This is a genomic window from Gordonia tangerina (genome assembly GCF_021556435.1).
GTDB lineage: Bacteria > Actinomycetota > Actinomycetes > Mycobacteriales > Mycobacteriaceae > Gordonia > Gordonia tangerina.
In genome coordinates, this window is sequence record NZ_JAKGCU010000003.1 from 157051 (window position 1) to 172525 (window position 15475).

Genomic DNA, 15475 nt, shown 5'->3' on the forward strand with positions numbered 1-15475 from the left:
GGTTTCATGGAGTCGGTGTTCGACGGTGGTCGCATCAGGATGATGAATCCGCAGCTGTTGCGGGATTGGGCGCACACCGCGGTCGACGGGCTCGAGACGCTGCGGGGCGAGATCAACGACCTGAACGTCTTCCCGATCCCGGACTCCGACACGGGCAGCAACATGCTCTTCACGATGCAGGCCGCTGCCGACGGCCTGGCAACGCTGTCCGAGGATGCGAGCACCCCGCAGGTGGCCCGGGCGATGGCCGACGCGGCGATCGCACAGGCCCGCGGAAACTCCGGCATCATCCTCTCGCAGGTGCTCATCGGTCTGGCCGATGCCGCCGAGCTGATGCCCGACCAGACCCAGGTGACTTTCAACCAGCTGTGGGCCGCGGGGTTGCGGCTCGGGTCGCTGGCGGCGATGCGGGCGGTCAGCGAACCCCGGGAGGGCACCGTCCTCACGCTGATCCGGACCGCAGCGGAGACCGCCGCGGCGCACGTCTCCGAGTCGGCGGGCGACCTGGCCCGGGCGGTGGCCGATGACTGCGCCGATGCGCTCGAGCGCACGCCGGAGCAAATGCCCGAGCTCGCCGAGGCCGGTGTCGTCGACGCAGGTGGGCGGGGATTCCTCGCACTGGCCGATGCCATGGTCGCGGTGTTGACCGGTGTCGCGCAGCGCCGGCGCCGTTACCGGGGGATCCTGATTGGTGGTGGTGTCCCGGGGCATCAGGGCAACGACGCCTGTACCGGCGGCAGCGACATGGACTTCGAGGTGATGTACTTCCTCGACGGTGCCGCCGGCGATCAGGTCGGGTCGTTGCGTCAGGTCCTCAACGAGATCGGCGATTCCGTGGTGATCGTCGGGGACAGTTCGACCGGGGGCGAACGATTCTCGGTCCACGTGCACACCAGCGACCCGGGACGGGCGGTCGAGGAGGGTGCGGCCCGCGGACCCGTCGCCGAGGTCCGGATCAGTTGCTTTGCGCTCGACGCGATTCGTGCCCAGACCGACACAGCCGAACCGCCGCCCCGGCACAAGCGAGCGGTGGTCGCGGTGGTGACCGGCGAAGGTGCCGACGAATTGTTCACCGAGGCCGGGGCCGCGGTACTACGCGCAGACGCCGGACTCGCGCCGGAGGCTCTGACCGAGGCGATTCGCGGAACCGACAGCGCACACGTGGTGGTGATGGCCAACGGCAAACTGAGCTCGCAGGACCTGGTCACGGTCACGGCGGCCACGCGGTCCGCGCAGCGTTCGGTGGTGTTTCTGCCGACCTCGTCGATGGTGCAGTGCCTGTCGGCGCTGGCCGTACACGATCCCACCGAGGCGCCCGATCCCGACACCTATGCGATGGCAGAAGCTGCCGCAGGTACCCGCTGGGGTTCGCTGGTGCGGGCCGACAGCCGGATCATGACGCTCGCCGGTACGTGTGAGGTCGGGGATGTCCTGGGCATGATCGGGTCCGATGTGCTGGTGATCGCGCCCGACCAGACCGGGGCGGCGACCGCGCTGGTCGACCTGATGCTCGCCACCGGTGGTGAAATGGTCACTGTGATGGCGGGTTCCGGGGTGGACGACGCCGCGCTGGATGCGCTCGCCGAGCAGATGCGCCGCAGCTACGCGGGTGTGGAACTCGCCATCTACCGGACCGGCCAACCCGATCAGCTGCTGCAGGTGGGGGTCGAGTGATGGTGGCGATGGCCGACGGTCTCGAGACGGTGGTGAGCCCCAAGGTCGCCTCGCAGATCTCGACACTGGGCATCGTCACGGTGGGGGAGCTGCTCCGCTACGCTCCGCGCAGATACGTGCGACAGGGTCAGCTCTCCAACCAGGAGATGCCCGTGGAAGACGATTGGCTGACGATCGTCGGCCGCGTCACCGGCGCCAGCATGATCCCCATGAAGAAGCGGTCCGGGAAGTTCTTGAAGGTGACCGTGACCGACGACGATTACACCTACGTCGCGAACTTCTTCAACGCCCGCTTCATCCAACACCGGATCAAGCCGGGGGCCAGGGTGCTGATGGCGGGCAAGGTGAAGATCTTCCGAGGCCAGATACAGCTGTCCCACCCGGAGTGGGCAGTGTTGCCCGATGGCGAGGCCGGCGTCGACGGCGTGGTCGGTTCGGCGATGCTGGCGCAGATGCTCGGCGCGGAGGCGGAGTCGCTCGACGAGTCGGGCAACACCGCTGCCGAAGCACTGGTGGATCGGTCCATCATCCCGATCTACCCGGCCACCAAGGACATCCAGACCTGGACCATCGGGGCGGCAATTGCGCGCACACTGGCCGCGGTCGAGCGCAGCGGCGCGCAGGCCGACGCCCTCACCGACCAGCAGCAGAGATCGCGCGGGCTGATCAGCACGGCCGAGGCGCTACACAAAGTGCATCTGCCCGAGACCGAGGACGACATCGAGGCGGCGCGGGCGCGATTGAAATTCGACGAGGCGCTGGCCATCCAGACTGTGCTCGCCCAACGGCGGATCGCCGGCCGCACCGAGAACGGACCGCCGTGCCCGCACGTCGCCGGCGGACTCGAGGACCGACTGCGCGAGCGTCTACCGTTCACCCTGACCGACGGCCAGCAGACCGTGGTGGCCGAGATCGCCGAGGACCTGGCGCGCGACACCCCGATGAGTCGTTTGCTGCAGGGCGAGGTCGGCTCGGGCAAGACGCTGATCTCCCTGCTGGCCATGCTCCGGGTGGTGGACAACGGACATCAGTGTGCGATCCTTGCTCCGACGGAAGTACTTGCCGCGCAGCACTATCGGACGATGACGTCGATGCTGGGCAACCTCGCGGAGGCCGGCGAGTTGACCGCGGCCGAAGGTGCGACCAAGATCGCGCTGCTCACCGGATCGATGAAGACCGCCGGCAAACGGCAGACGTTGCTCGACGTGGTGACCGGCGAGGCCGGCATTGTGGTGGGCACCCACGCGCTGCTCGAGGAGAACGTCGCATTCTTCGATCTGGGCATGGTGGTGGTCGACGAGCAGCACAGATTCGGTGTCGAACAGCGGGACACGTTGCGCGGCAGAGGTAAAGACCGGCTGATGCCGCACTTCCTGGTGATGACCGCGACACCCATCCCGCGAACCGTCGCGATGACAGTTTTCGGCGACCTGGACACCTCGGTGCTCACCGAACTACCCAAAGGCCGCCAGCCCATCAAGACGTCAGTGGTCCCGATGCGTAACTCGGCCTGGGTGGACCGCGCGTGGACGCGCGCGGCCGAAGAGATCGCCCAGGGCCGCCAGGTGTACGTGGTGTGTTCGCGAATCGGCGACGATCCCGACGGTAAGAAGAAACCGAAGGGACGCAACGAGGAATCGGAACCGCAGAGCACCTCGGTTCTCGACCAGTACACCGAGTTGTTGGGTGGGCCGCTCGGTGGCCACCGGATCGAGATGTTGCACGGACGCCTGCCCGCCGAGGAGAAGAACGCGATCATGGACGCGTTCGGTCGTGGTGAGATCGATGTGGTGGTCTCGACCACTGTCATCGAGGTCGGCGTGGACGTGCCCAACGCGACGATGATGGTGGTTGTCGATGCGGAACGATTCGGGGTCAGTCAGCTGCATCAGTTGCGTGGCCGCGTAGGCCGTGGCAGGCACCCCGGCCTGTGTCTGCTGATGACCTCGGCCAAGGACATCTCGCAGTCGATGCAGCGACTGCGGGCCGTGGAGGCTTCCACCGACGGGTTCGAACTGGCCCGCGTGGATCTCGAGCAGCGCAGGGAGGGTGACGTTCTCGGGTCGCTGCAGTCCGGTGGTGTCTCCTCGCTGCACTTCCTGTCGCTGCTGGCGGACGGCGATGTGATCGCCGACGCCCGCGAACTCGCCGACGACGTGGTGGGGGCCGACCTGCCCCTGGCCGATCACAGGCCGCTCGCCGACCTCGTCGACGCCGTGCTGGTCCCCAACAAGGTCAAATACCTCGACAAATCCTGACCAGAGCGGAACCGAACACGCGGCTGCCGCGTCCAACTGTCATGGTGTCGGGCGCCGCGTGGCCACTGCGGTGGTGGCTGATCCTCGTCGGCAGCGTGCTGACCGCGGTGATCGTGGCCGGAGGTCTGACTCTGTCCGGGCGCGGAGCGTCCACCGACTCGGCGGCGGGCAGCGCAGCGGGTGCGGCGTCGCTGCGACTCGCGGGCCTGTCGGTGACCGACCGCCGCGCCGAGCGCTCGGACTACCAGCGTGCGGCATTCGGGGCCGCCTGGACCGACGCTGTGACGGTGACGGGTGGCGGAAACGGGTGCGATACCCGAAATGACGTTCTGGCGCGCGACTTGGTCGATGTGCGTCGAGCCGTCGTCGACAGTTGCCCTGACGCCGTCGTCGCCGGCGAGTTCCGTAGCCCGTACACCGGTGAGTTCATCGCCTTCCGCCGCGACCGACGTCCCGGCGCCGTGCAGATCGATCACATCGTTCCGCTGGCATACGCCTGGGACATGGGTGCGTGGGCGTGGCCGCAAACGGCGCGGATGAATCTGGCGAACGACCCCGCGAACCTGGTCGCCGCCGACGCGGCCTCGAACCTCACGAAATCCGATCAGGCCCCGGCCGAGTGGATGCCGCCCAATCGGCGGTTCCACTGCCAGTACGTGACTCAGTTCGTCATGGTGATGGCCGCCTACCAGCTCCCTGTCGATCGTCGGTCGCGTGATGTGATGGCGCAGGTTCTACGGTCCTGCGGTGCCTGACACGGGGGAGGACGGACTGGGCGGGGAGACGAACCGCCCGCACACGAGGGTCACGACAGCGATGGCTGCTGCCATTGCGAGGAACGCATCGGCGTAGCCGAGTCGGCCGACGAACCAACCGAATCCGACGGCACCGAGACCGAGTCCGCCGTCATAGGCGATATTCCAGATGATGCTGGCGGTCCCGCTGCGATCTGGGCCGAGACGTTGCACTGTCACGACGAACGAATCATTCTGGCAGGAACCGAAACCGGCGCCCAACAACGCGGCACCGAGGATCAACGACCAGCCCGGTCCGTCCAATGATGTTCCGATGATGGTGCAGCCCAGCGCGGCGATGAGCACCGAGAGCACCAGCAGTCGCCCCGCACCGCGCCGATCACCGTGGAATCCGGCACCCAGCCGCCCGGCCACCAAGGTGACGGAGCCGGCGAGGAGTGCGGCGGCGACAGTTGCAGCGCTCGGTCCGGACAGCGGCAGGAATGTGGTGGTGGCGCCGAAGGCGCCCGCGACCATCACGAACACCACGATCGGGACCGTGATCGGCCGCACGTCCGATATCGACGGCAGTCGGAAACGCCCGTACAGTCCGCTCGGAAGCAGGCAGGCGATGACCGCGCCTGCCAGGGCCGCTGCTCCGGCGATGTAGAACACGAGGTGATAGCCGAGGACGTCGACGGCCCACACGCCGCCGGCCAACGCGCCGATGTTCGGCAGCGCCGCAGCGGCACCGTAATAGCCCGAATACGAGGCGAGTTTCCGGGGACCGGCGAGGTCGGCCACGATCACCGCCCCGGAGATGACGATGAAGGCGAAGCCGATACCGCGGATGACGGTGATCAGCACGATCGGTACGGCGTCGGTCGCCAGCGGATACAGCGGCGTCGGGCCACCGAGCAGGACGGCGCCGAGCACCATCATGGTGCGCAGTGGTACGCGTCGGAACAACCACGGCATCGACAGCTGTGTCGCCACGGTGGCCGCCATCATCGCCCCGGTGGTGGCACCGACCACCACACTTCCGGCGCCACCATTCGACGCCCACATCGGTACCACGGGAAGTAACGCGGCGTAGTTGACGAAGGCCAGAAAGGTGGCGCCCATCAAGGCCACGAGATTGCTCATGGCACCAGGGTTTCACGCAGCGTTGAGCAGTGCGAGCAGGTGGGACTCGACGACGCTCGTGGTGTCCGGAACGTGACCGACCGACGGTGGCGCGGTCGACAGGTGAAGGCCGTCGGTGGGTGTATGGATCTCCATTCGGTGGCCGCCGGCGGTCTCGACCACCGCGTACCGCCAGCCGCCCGCCTCCTTCGCCAGGTTGTGCGCGCGGCACGCGCCGTCGCCGTTGACGTCGGTGGTGGCGCCGCCGTGTCGATGCGGGTGGGCGTGATCGGTCTCGGCGATCGGTGCGCCGCAATACGGTGTGCGGCACATTCGGTCACGCATGGCGATGAAATGCGCCAACGCCTTGGGGAATGTGCGCGACCGCGCGTCCATGGAGACCAGCGTGCCGTCGCGCGGGCGCGCGAACAATCGTCGCAGCGACGATCTCGTCGTCCCGTCGGTACCTTCGGCAATCATCTGTCGCGCCAGGCTGCCCGGGATCGGGCCGAATCCGGGGATCTCCGCCGCCTCATGGCTGTTGGTGAGCATGGTGCGTTCGGACATGACCACGTTCACCGACACCGGGACCTTTTCGGCGTAGTCCTGGCCGGTGACCCGCTCGACAAGGGTGTCGGCCATGATCTGCGCGTGGGTTCGATCGTCACCCCCGACCGTCGCGTCGGCATGTGCCTTGAGTGACGCGTACACCGCGACTCCCTGCTTCAGGGGTAGCAGCGCCGAGAGTTTCGTCATCAGATCCGGGGCGGGGCGCACCCCGACCCGACGGTCCTTCTCCGCCCGGGCCGACCGCGCGACCACGGCGTGTGGATCGAGTTCGTAGGCGTGCTTTTTGGCCGAGGCCTCGAGTGCGCGATCGCTGACGCCGTCGAGTGTGGCCGGATCGGCACACATGCGTCGATCGATCTCGGTTCGGGTTTCTTTTGTCAGATAAGCGGTTTCACGGACCAGGATGGTGGCGCGCCATTCGGTGAGCGTCCCGGAGGTCAATGCCCGCATCGTGTGCGGCATCTCGTGGGCGAGAGCCCGTGCGAAACCCAGGTATTGACTGCCTTTTCGCGGGGACACCTTGCGTGCGAGACCGACCTCTGCCGACAGGCCGCGTCCGCGCCGGGATGCCGGCACGTTGCGCATCTGCTCGTCGGCGTCACGCAACTCCTCGAGTCGCGCCGTCTCACGCACTTGTGCGGCAGCGCACGCCGACTTGATCTCCTCGAGCAATGTCAGACGCTTGGTCGCAGCGGCCTCGGTGTCGGCTACGGCAAGCGATGCAATCGAATCCGGCATGGAGCGCAGGAAGTCGGGCGCAGCCGGCGTCTCTGCAGCAGGTTCGGCGTTACCCGGCGTCACAACCGATACGTCCACCGACATCGACCCCCCGATCGATTGATTCGAACTCACGTTCGATGCTACGCCGCGATCGTGACCGGCGCAACCGTTATTTACCAGTGCATCGGTGACAGTTCTGTATCAAGACATTGGTGACATTGTGGGTGGTCATGGTGGTGAGACTTGTGCAGCGAGGCTCGCGTGGTGGCTGCTCGTGAAACGATTGACCCTATGGTGCGTCTGGCTATCTCATGGCTCGCTGCAGGAGTCACATTTATCAGAAGCGGACAACCATGCGGATGTTCTGCTGCGGAACCGTCACCGATGTCCTGATATAGGACACGTGATTGGCGAAACGGAGACGAGCTGCAAGCTGGTGAGGGCTGCTTAGCGGCCGTAGTGCACTCCAATACCCGACAAATGCTGCACCCGAGGGAAATCCAACCGCACGAAACTGATCGGGGTGATGCCTGCACCGCTTGGCTCCGATGGCGCACAATGGTCCTGTGGGAGCGAAGAGCAACGAGGCGACGTTCCGCTTCACGCTGCCGGCTCACTTGCACGGGCCCGACTCAGCGAGCAGATGAAAAGGCTGTACTCGAAAGGGCCCGCGATGCTGGAGCTGTATCCATCGGCGACCTAAATGTCAGCGACAGTATCTCCGTCGGTGACGGCACCTGCCAGTACTCGGTTCGAGTTCGGTTGTACTTCGGTGGCACTGCCTTCGCTCGAGCCTCATCATTTTCCGGCCGGGCTCAACGACGTCGGGGCCTCTGAGAACACTCGTCCTGGCCAGTAGCGTCTGCTTGGCCGCGGCCGCGATATGGCTTGATATCCCGATCAGCAGTGGTTTGTGCAGTGCGACGTCGCACACAGTATTGCTTCGACACGTAGCGGGCGTGCAACTATCGGTCAGGTGCCCGCTGTGCGTCAGAGCATCGTAGAAGCAATCGATATCTCTGCCACCCAGGCCGGTATCGTTCTAAACGCCGACCAGAAGCGGCTTACTGAACGACTCGCCATGCTCGCCCAGCCCGATGGTCGTCGACTCCGAGCCCGCCGAAACCAGAGTTCACGTGGACTATATGTCCACGGGCCGGCCGGCCGCGGAAAATCTTGGCTGGCTCAAGCCTATTTCGATGAAGCGACCGTGCCGAAAACCCGGGTCCACTTCCACAACTTCTTCGACGAGTTGCACCTTCGCGTACACGACTCCCGCGATGATCCTAGAGCGCTAGAATCCGCGCTCAGTGAACTCCTCGGGCCAAGTCGCCTGCTGTTCTTCGACGAGTTTCATGTCCACGATTCTGGGGACGCTCGCCTTCTCACACGCCTTCTCGAGTTCGTGTTCGCTCGGCAGCTCACGGTGCTGGTCACCTCGAACTATGCGCCGGAATCCCTATTGCCCAATCCCATCTGGCACCACACCTTCGAGTCTGGTATCGCGATGATCAAGAACCACCTCGACGTATTCCACCTCGACGGTCCCCACCGACTACCGGACGCAGTCACCACACCACACCACGGGCTTCGCGTCCGGCAAGTGGCTGACCGATTCGGCGCCCGGTAGCTATCCATCCGCCGACGAGAAAGCGACGCTCACGGTCCGGGGTCGACAATTCGCTGCCCTCGCTGTCCGTAATGGTCAGCTATGGATCTCGTTCGGTCAGCTGTGCGACTCACCACTATCGACGATCGAATATCTCTACTTGGCCGACGCGTTCGGTGACTGGGTCGTAACCGACATCCCGCTGTTCGACGAGGTGGGCCGCGAAGCGCAGCAGCGGTTTATCAACGTCATCGACATCTTGACCGACACCGATACCCCCGCCACATTCATCTCAACACACACCCTCGACGAGTTCCTCGCGACTGATACCGCGCGCCCGGACGCCTTCCGCATGGCCAGCCGACTCCAGCTACTTCGTGGCTAGCAGCGAGAACAACTCGTCCCACATCATCACGTCTCGATACCAGCTCAGCCGGGATTGGGGCACTTCCGGACGCACCGCTACTCTGGTGGGCGACATATTTCCGCAGGCGAAGTCGAGGATTCCATGAGTGCACCCACCGCCGATTCGGGCGTGGTGGCGACCGACGTCGAAGAGGTCGTCGCGGGTCTGGCCAAGGCCGCCAAGGTCGCGTCGCAGGCCCTGGCCGGGTTGACGACCGCGGCCAAGAACGAGGTTCTGCTCGCAGCGGCCGAGGCCATCGAGGCCGACAGTGAAGCGATCCTGGCCGCGAATGCCGCCGACATCACCCGCGCGGACAACGACGGCACCGAGGCCAGCCTGATCGACCGGCTGCGGCTGACCCCGGAACGCATCACCGGAATTGCCGACGGACTCCGCCAGGTGGCGGTCCTACCGGATCCGATCGGCACCGTCGTGTCGGGCAAGACGCTGCCCAACGGCATGGAATTGCGTCAGCTCCGGGTGCCGCTCGGTGTAGTCGGCATGGTGTACGAAGCGCGGCCGAACGTGACCGTCGACGCCTTCGGTATCGCCTTCAAGTCGGGCAATGCGGTGCTGCTGCGCGGTTCGTCGTCCGCCGCGAACTCGAACGCCGAACTCGTCCGCATCCTGCGTGAGGTGTTGCGCGACAAAGGTGTCAACGCCGACGCCGTTGCGCTGCTGCCGAGCGAGGACCGGTCGAGCGTCACCGCTCTCATCCGTGCCCGCGGCCTGGTCGACGTGGTGATCCCGCGCGGGGGCGCCGGACTGATCAATGCAGTCGTGGCCAATGCCACCGTGCCCACCATCGAGACCGGCACGGGCAATTGTCATGTCTACGTGCACGCACTCGCCGACCTCGACGTTGCCACGCGCATCGTGTTGAACTCCAAGACACGGCGGCCAAGCGTGTGCAACACCGCCGAGACGGTACTCATCGACAAGGCCGTGGCGTCCGACGCGTTGCCGAAGATCTCGCAGGCCCTGCAGGCGCAGGGCGTGGTGATCCACGGTGATGAACCCGGTATGGAGCCGGCGACGGACACGGACTGGGCCGAAGAGTATCTGTCGATGGACATCGCGATGAAGGTCGTCGACGACCTGGATGCGGCGGTCGCCCACATCGACACCTGGGGGACCGGTCACACCGAGGCGATCGTCACCACCGATCTGGCCGCCGCGCGGGAATTCACCTCGCGGGTCGATGCGGCGGCGGTGATGGTCAACGCGTCGACCGCGTTCACCGACGGTGAGCAGTTCGGGTTCGGTGCCGAGATCGGCATCTCGACACAGAAACTGCATGCGCGCGGTCCGATGGGGCTGCCGGAACTCACCTCGACGAAGTGGACCGTCTGGGGCGACGGCCACATCAGGCCCGCCTGATGGCCGAGACGACCGCCGCGACCGGCGGGCCCACCACCGTGCCATCGTTCACCGACGTCGCCGACGTCACCACACGGCTGCGCGACACCGGCTATCTCGCCGACGACGCCACTGCCACGTCGACGTACCTGGCCGACCGGCTCGGCAAACCGCTCCTGGTGGAAGGCCCCGCCGGCGTCGGCAAAACCGAACTGGCGCGGGCGATCTCGCAGTCGACGAATGCCGAGTTCATCCGGCTGCAGTGTTATGAAGGCATCGACGAGGCGCGGGCACTCTACGAGTGGAACCACGCCAAACAGATCCTGCACATCCAGGCCACCGGGACACGAGACTGGGACGAGGCGAAGAGCGACATCTTCTGCGAGGAGTTCCTGTTGCCGCGTCCGCTGCTACGGGCCATCTCGAGATCCGAACCGACGGTGCTTCTCATCGACGAGGTGGACAAGGCCGACGTCGATGTGGAGGGTCTGCTCCTCGAGGTGCTCAGTGACTTCGCGGTGACCATTCCCGAGATGGGCACGGTTGCCGCCACCCGGCGGCCGATCGTCATCCTCACGTCCAATGCGACCCGCGATCTCTCCGAGGCGCTGAAGCGTCGGTGCCTGTACCTCTACATCGACTTCCCCGACTCGGTCCGCGAACGCGAGATCCTGGCGTCGCGGGTGCCCGGGTTGCCGGACGCTCTCGCCGCGGAACTGGTGCGGGTCGTCGGTGTGTTGCGCACCCTCGACATCCGCAAGAAGCCGTCGGTGGCCGAGACCATCGACTGGGGCAACACCCTGCTGGCGCTCGGCGCGGGGGAATCGACTACGGGCTCCGGCGCGACTCTTGACGACGGTCTGATCGCGCGCACCCTGGGTGTGGTGCTCAAGCACCGCCCGGATCTGAAGACGGCGTTCAAAGAACTCAAGTTGGGCTGATGTCCCCTCCGGCGCAGGCGGCACCCGAGGTGCCGTTGATCGATCATCTGACCGGTTTCGTCGACGAGCTGCGGGCCCGCGGTATCGTCGTCGGGCCGTCGTCGCTCATCGACGCGGCGCAAGCCGTGGAGGTGCTCGATCTGCTCGACCGTCGCACCTTGCGGGAGGGACTGGCCGCCACCCTCATCAGCGATCAGATGCATCGCCGGGTGTTCGACACCGTCTTCGACCTGTGGTTTCCGCTGGGCACCGGCGCGCGCACCGCGGTCTCCGAATTGCCGAGAACGCAGGACGGCGAGGTGGATGTGGAGGCGATCCGCGACCAGCTGGCCGAGTTGCTCGCCGACGAGTCGCCCGATGCGGACGCGCGGCTCGCGCAGATGGTGGCGCTCATCGTCGACCAGCTCGGACGTTACGATTCCACCCGCGGCGAGGCGTACTCGGCCTATCAGGCGTTGTCGCAGATCAGTCCGCAGACGCTGATCGCGCGGATCGCGGCCGCGATGGCCGGCGGTGGCGACGACGACTCGCTCGGCGACCGCGCGGGTACCGAGCCCCGCTACCGGAGTGCGGCGCGCGCCCGATCGGCCGATCTGCGTGCTGCGATCGAGGCGGAGACGCAGCGGCGGATGGCCGGTGCCAAGGGCCGTGAACGGGTCGCGGAGTATGCCGTGCCGCAGCTGCCGGAGAACATCAATTTCCTGTCGGCCGGTGCGTCGGACCTCGCCGAAATCCGACGCACGATCGAGCCGCTGGCACGGCTGTTGGCGGCGAAGCTGGAAGTTCGTCGCCGCCGATCGCATCGTGGCGCGGTCGACGTGCGCAAGACGTTGCGGGCATCGATGTCGACCGGCGGTGTGCCGATAGAGCTCACGCATCGCAAACCCCGACCGGGGCGTCCGGAGCTCACCGTCATCTGTGACGTGTCGGGCTCCGTGGCGGGTTTCTCCCAGTTCACGCTGCGATTGGTGTATGCGTTGCGTCAACAGTTCTCGAAGGTCCGGGTCTTCGCCTTCGTCGACACCGTCGACGAGGTGACCGACTTCTTCGACCGGGGCGCCGACGACGAGGACTTCGGTGCCAGCATGCATCGGATGATCACCACGGCCCGGATCAGCACCCGCGATGGACACTCCGACTACGGCAACATGCTCAACGGCTTCGTCGAAGAATACGCCGACTCGCTGACCCACCGTGGGGCACTGCTGATCCTCGGCGACGCCCGCAACAACTACCACGATCCGCGGCTGGGAGCGCTCCGTGAACTCGTCGACCGTGCCCGACATGCGTACTGGCTCAATCCCGAGGCCGAGCGCAATTGGGGCACCGGGGACTCCGCCGCGACAGAGTACGCCGAGGGCATCGAGATGTTCGAATGTCGCAACGCCACCCAGCTCGGACGAGTGATCGCCGACCTGCTGCCGGTGTGATCTGCAGCGGGTCACCGGGTGCCGTGTGGTCGACCGCGTAAACTCACACGTCATGGCCACCGACGGGCAGACGTCCACGCGACCGCGCGCACGCCGCATCGGCATCATGGGTGGCACGTTCGATCCCATCCACAACGGTCACCTGGTGGCCGCCAGTGAGGTGGCCCATCGGTTCTCCCTGGACGAGGTGATCTTCGTCCCGACCGGAAGACCCTGGCAGAAGCTGGGTGAGGACGAGGACGGCCACGTCATCGACGCGGCGAGGGCGGTCAGTCCGGCCGAGGACCGCTACCTGATGACGGTCATCGCGACCGCATCGAATCCGCGCTTCAGCGTGAGCCGCGTCGACATCGAACGTGACGGCGACACCTACACCGTCGACACACTGCGTGATCTCCGCAAGCACCATCCCGACGCCGAGCTGTTCTTCATCACCGGCGCCGATGCGCTGGAATCGATCCTGTCCTGGCAGGACTGGGAGGGATTGTTCGAACTCGCGCACTTCATCGGCGTCAGCCGACCCGGCTACGAACTGCACGCCAAGCATCTCGCTGCGCACCTCGGTTCGCTGCCGCCGGATACGTTGCAGATGCTCGAGATCCCGGCGCTGGCGATCTCGTCCACGGACTGCCGCGCCCGCGCCGCGCGCGGGCGTCCGGTCTGGTATCTCGTTCCCGACGGAGTCGTCCAGTACATCGCCAAACGCAAGCTGTACCGTGCGCCGAAGGCGTCCTCGCCGGGGGTGTCCGCGCCCTGATCTCACTGCGACGACCAGACCTGCCTCACACACCGCACCGCACCCCGACGGAAGGACTCCAGTGACTGCCTCAGCCGAAGCGCTGCAGATGGCCACCGTGGCGGCACACGCCGCCGCCGACAAACTCGCCCACGATGTCACGGTCATCGATGTCTCCGAACAACTCGTCATCACCGACATCTTCGTGATCGCGTCGGCCGACAACGAACGGCAGGTGACCGCGATCGTCGATGAGGTGGAGGACAAACTGCGCGAAGCCGGTCACAAACCCGTGCGGCGGGAAGGCACCCGTGAGGGCCGGTGGGCGCTCATCGACTACGCCGACATCGTCGTACACATCCAGCACACCGACGAGCGGCAGTTCTACGCGCTGGAGCGGCTCTGGAAGGACTGCCCGGTCATCGACGTGGACGGCCTCGCGTGAGCGGCGGACCGGACAGTCACGACACCTCCGTGGAACGTCTCACGCCGGTGGTCCGTCGGCTGATCCTGTTGCGTCACGGGCAGACCGACTACAACGCGACGAGCCGGATGCAGGGGCAGCTGGACACGGAGCTGTCGACGTTGGGCCGGCGCCAGGCCGAGGACGCCGCGGTCGCGTTGGCCGATCGCGCACCTATGCGCATCCTGTCCTCCGATCTGACCCGCGCCCGCGACACCGCCGAGGCGTTGGCGCGGCGGACAGGGCTCACGGTCACCACCGACAAGCGCCTGCGTGAAACACATCTCGGTGACTGGCAGGGCATGACCCACCTCGAGGTGGATGCCGAGATGCCGGGGGCGCGGCGCATCTGGCGCGACGACGCGTCCTGGGCGCCACCGAACGGCGAGAGCCGAATCGACGTCGCGACCCGGGCCACCCCGCTGGTGGATGAGCTCGTGAACATCGTCGACGGCTGGGGCAGTGGTGAACGACCTGAGGCCCCGGTGGTGCTCGTCGCTCACGGCGGCGTCATCGCCGCGATGACCGCGGCACTGCTGGACCTGGACCGGAAGTCGTGGCCGGTGTTCGGCGGACTCGCGAACACCAGTTGGGTGCAACTGTCCGGCCACGGCGTGCCCGGCAGTGCGCCACGGTGGCGATTGGACGTCTGGAACGCCTCGGCCGAGGTGGCCGACGCGGGCGTGCAGTGACGATCCTGGTCTTGTCGGACTCGCTGGCCTACTACGGGCCGACCGGTGGCCTGCCCGCCGACGACACCCGAATCTGGCCGTCGCTGGTCGGGGTGGGATGCGATCGCGATGTGGCGCTGTTCGGACGGATCGGCTGGACCAGCCGAGATGTCTGGTGGGCTCTCACCCAGGACCCCAACATCTGGGCGGCAGTACCGACCGCGGAGGTGGTGGTGCTGGCTTTCGGCGGGATGGACAGTCTGCCGTCGCCACTGCCCACCGCGGTGCGCGAACAGATCCGCTACGTGCGACCGGCGCGGCTGCGTCAGGTGGTGCGCGACGGCTACTCGTGGTTGCAGCCTCGCCTGTCCACAGTCGGATGGCCACTGGCACTGCCGCCGTCGGTCACCGTCGAATACCTCGAGAAGATCCGGGCCGCGCTCGCCGAGTTGCGGCCCGACCTGCCCATCGTGCTGTGTCTGCCGCCGACGCATCGCAGTCCGTACTACGGATACGTGCACTCGGGCCGGATACCGACCACGGCGGCGATGCTCGCTTGGGGGCGCTCCCACGATTTGCGCATCGCCGACTTCTACCCGGTCACCCGCGACGCGTTCGAGCAGCGGCCCGAGACGATGAACCCCGACGGCATTCACTGGGGATTCGACTGTCATCGGCGCATCGCCGACGAGGTCATCGGGGTGGTGCGCGAGGCGCTGACCACACCTGGCCGCAACGGTGCCGACGGGCCCCCGGCCGCCCCGAAACCGACCGGCTAA

General features: G+C 66.4%; 14 protein-coding genes. 12 read left to right on the top strand and 2 right to left on the bottom strand.

What is annotated here, in order from left to right; all coding sequences use genetic code 11:
• The first annotated feature begins 6 nt into the window (after window positions 1–6).
• Genes L1892_RS05945 through L1892_RS05955 form a run of 3 tightly spaced genes read left to right on the top strand, consistent with a single transcriptional unit; the run spans window position 7 to window position 4687 of the window.
• Window positions 7–1674 carry a fatty acid kinase ATP-binding subunit FakA gene (locus tag L1892_RS05945; RefSeq protein ID WP_235722627.1) on the top strand — a complete coding sequence of 556 codons (1668 nt, stop codon included), beginning with the start codon at window positions 7–9 and terminating at the stop codon, window positions 1672–1674.
• On the top strand, window positions 1674–3932 hold the full coding sequence (gene recG, locus L1892_RS05950) for an ATP-dependent DNA helicase RecG (protein ID WP_235722790.1): 2259 nt from the start codon (window positions 1674–1676) through the stop codon (window positions 3930–3932). The genes L1892_RS05945 and recG overlap by 1 nt, the downstream gene beginning before the upstream one ends.
• Window positions 3933–3973: 41 nt before the next feature.
• Window positions 3974–4687, top strand: coding sequence for an HNH endonuclease family protein (locus L1892_RS05955; RefSeq protein ID WP_235722629.1), 714 nt, complete (start codon window positions 3974–3976; stop codon window positions 4685–4687).
• Here the strand turns inward: L1892_RS05955 and L1892_RS05960 are convergent.
• On the bottom strand, window positions 4667–5812 hold the full coding sequence (locus L1892_RS05960) for an MFS transporter (protein WP_235722630.1): 1146 nt from the start codon (window positions 5810–5812) through the stop codon (window positions 4667–4669). The genes L1892_RS05955 and L1892_RS05960 overlap by 21 nt on opposite strands.
• Before the next feature lie 12 nt (window positions 5813–5824).
• A complete protein-coding gene (locus L1892_RS05965; RefSeq protein WP_235722791.1) occupies window positions 5825–7099 on the bottom strand; it encodes an HNH endonuclease in 1275 nt (424 codons plus the stop codon).
• Window positions 7100–8162: 1063 nt separating this feature from the next.
• Between L1892_RS05965 and zapE (L1892_RS24630) the strand changes: the two genes are divergently transcribed.
• The 9 genes from zapE (L1892_RS24630) to octT all read left to right on the top strand — a co-directional run bounded on the left by zapE (L1892_RS24630) (window position 8163) and on the right by octT (window position 15475).
• Complete coding sequence (zapE, locus tag L1892_RS24630) at window positions 8163–8711, top strand: cell division protein ZapE (RefSeq protein ID WP_268900020.1); 549 nt, start codon at window positions 8163–8165, stop codon at window positions 8709–8711.
• On the top strand, window positions 8689–9075 hold the full coding sequence (gene zapE / locus L1892_RS24635; protein ID WP_268900021.1) for an AFG1/ZapE family ATPase: 387 nt from the start codon (window positions 8689–8691) through the stop codon (window positions 9073–9075). The genes zapE (L1892_RS24630) and zapE (L1892_RS24635) overlap by 23 nt, the downstream gene beginning before the upstream one ends.
• Window positions 9076–9198: 123 nt before the next feature.
• Window positions 9199–10476: a glutamate-5-semialdehyde dehydrogenase gene (locus L1892_RS05975; RefSeq protein WP_235722632.1), complete on the top strand. Its 1278-nt coding sequence runs from the start codon at window positions 9199–9201 to the stop codon at window positions 10474–10476.
• The gene (locus tag L1892_RS05980; RefSeq protein WP_235722634.1) at window positions 10476–11396 is read left to right on the top strand and encodes an AAA family ATPase; all 921 of its coding nucleotides are present in this window, start codon (window positions 10476–10478) and stop codon (window positions 11394–11396) included. The genes L1892_RS05975 and L1892_RS05980 overlap by 1 nt, the downstream gene beginning before the upstream one ends.
• A complete protein-coding gene (locus L1892_RS05985; protein WP_235722636.1) occupies window positions 11396–12826 on the top strand; it encodes a vWA domain-containing protein in 1431 nt (476 codons plus the stop codon). Before L1892_RS05980 ends, L1892_RS05985 begins: the two co-directional genes overlap by 1 nt.
• Before the next feature lie 52 nt (window positions 12827–12878).
• Window positions 12879–13583 carry a nicotinate-nucleotide adenylyltransferase gene (gene nadD / locus L1892_RS05990; protein WP_235722637.1) on the top strand — a complete coding sequence of 235 codons (705 nt, stop codon included), beginning with the start codon at window positions 12879–12881 and terminating at the stop codon, window positions 13581–13583.
• 61 nt (window positions 13584–13644) lie between these two features.
• Window positions 13645–14007, top strand: a complete 363-nt coding sequence (gene rsfS, locus L1892_RS05995) for a ribosome silencing factor (protein ID WP_160901019.1) — start codon at window positions 13645–13647, stop codon at window positions 14005–14007.
• Window positions 14004–14717, top strand: coding sequence for a histidine phosphatase family protein (locus L1892_RS06000; RefSeq protein ID WP_235722639.1), 714 nt, complete (start codon window positions 14004–14006; stop codon window positions 14715–14717). Before rsfS ends, L1892_RS06000 begins: the two co-directional genes overlap by 4 nt.
• Window positions 14714–15475: a diglucosylglycerate octanoyltransferase gene (octT, locus tag L1892_RS06005; protein ID WP_235722641.1), complete on the top strand. Its 762-nt coding sequence runs from the start codon at window positions 14714–14716 to the stop codon at window positions 15473–15475. The genes L1892_RS06000 and octT overlap by 4 nt, the downstream gene beginning before the upstream one ends.

Bases quoted from the DNA above. Each gene is read 5' to 3' on its own strand.
- L1892_RS05955 (WP_235722629.1), top strand. From the start codon at position 3,974: ATGGTGTCGGGCGCCGCGTGGCCACTGCGGTGGTGGCTGATCCTCGTC.
- recG (WP_235722790.1), top strand. From the start codon at position 1,674: ATGGTGGCGATGGCCGACGGTCTCGAGACGGTGGTGAGCCCCAAGGTC.
- L1892_RS05960 (WP_235722630.1), bottom strand. From the start codon at position 5,812: ATGAGCAATCTCGTGGCCTTGATGGGCGCCACCTTTCTGGCCTTCGTC.
- nadD (WP_235722637.1), top strand. From the start codon at position 12,879: ATGGCCACCGACGGGCAGACGTCCACGCGACCGCGCGCACGCCGCATC.
- L1892_RS05965 (WP_235722791.1), bottom strand. From the start codon at position 7,099: ATGCCGGATTCGATTGCATCGCTTGCCGTAGCCGACACCGAGGCCGCT.
- L1892_RS05975 (WP_235722632.1), top strand. From the start codon at position 9,199: ATGAGTGCACCCACCGCCGATTCGGGCGTGGTGGCGACCGACGTCGAA.
- L1892_RS05980 (WP_235722634.1), top strand. From the start codon at position 10,476: ATGGCCGAGACGACCGCCGCGACCGGCGGGCCCACCACCGTGCCATCG.
- L1892_RS05985 (WP_235722636.1), top strand. From the start codon at position 11,396: ATGTCCCCTCCGGCGCAGGCGGCACCCGAGGTGCCGTTGATCGATCAT.
- L1892_RS05945 (WP_235722627.1), top strand. From the start codon at position 7: ATGGAGTCGGTGTTCGACGGTGGTCGCATCAGGATGATGAATCCGCAG.
- zapE (WP_268900020.1), top strand. From the start codon at position 8,163: ATGCTCGCCCAGCCCGATGGTCGTCGACTCCGAGCCCGCCGAAACCAG.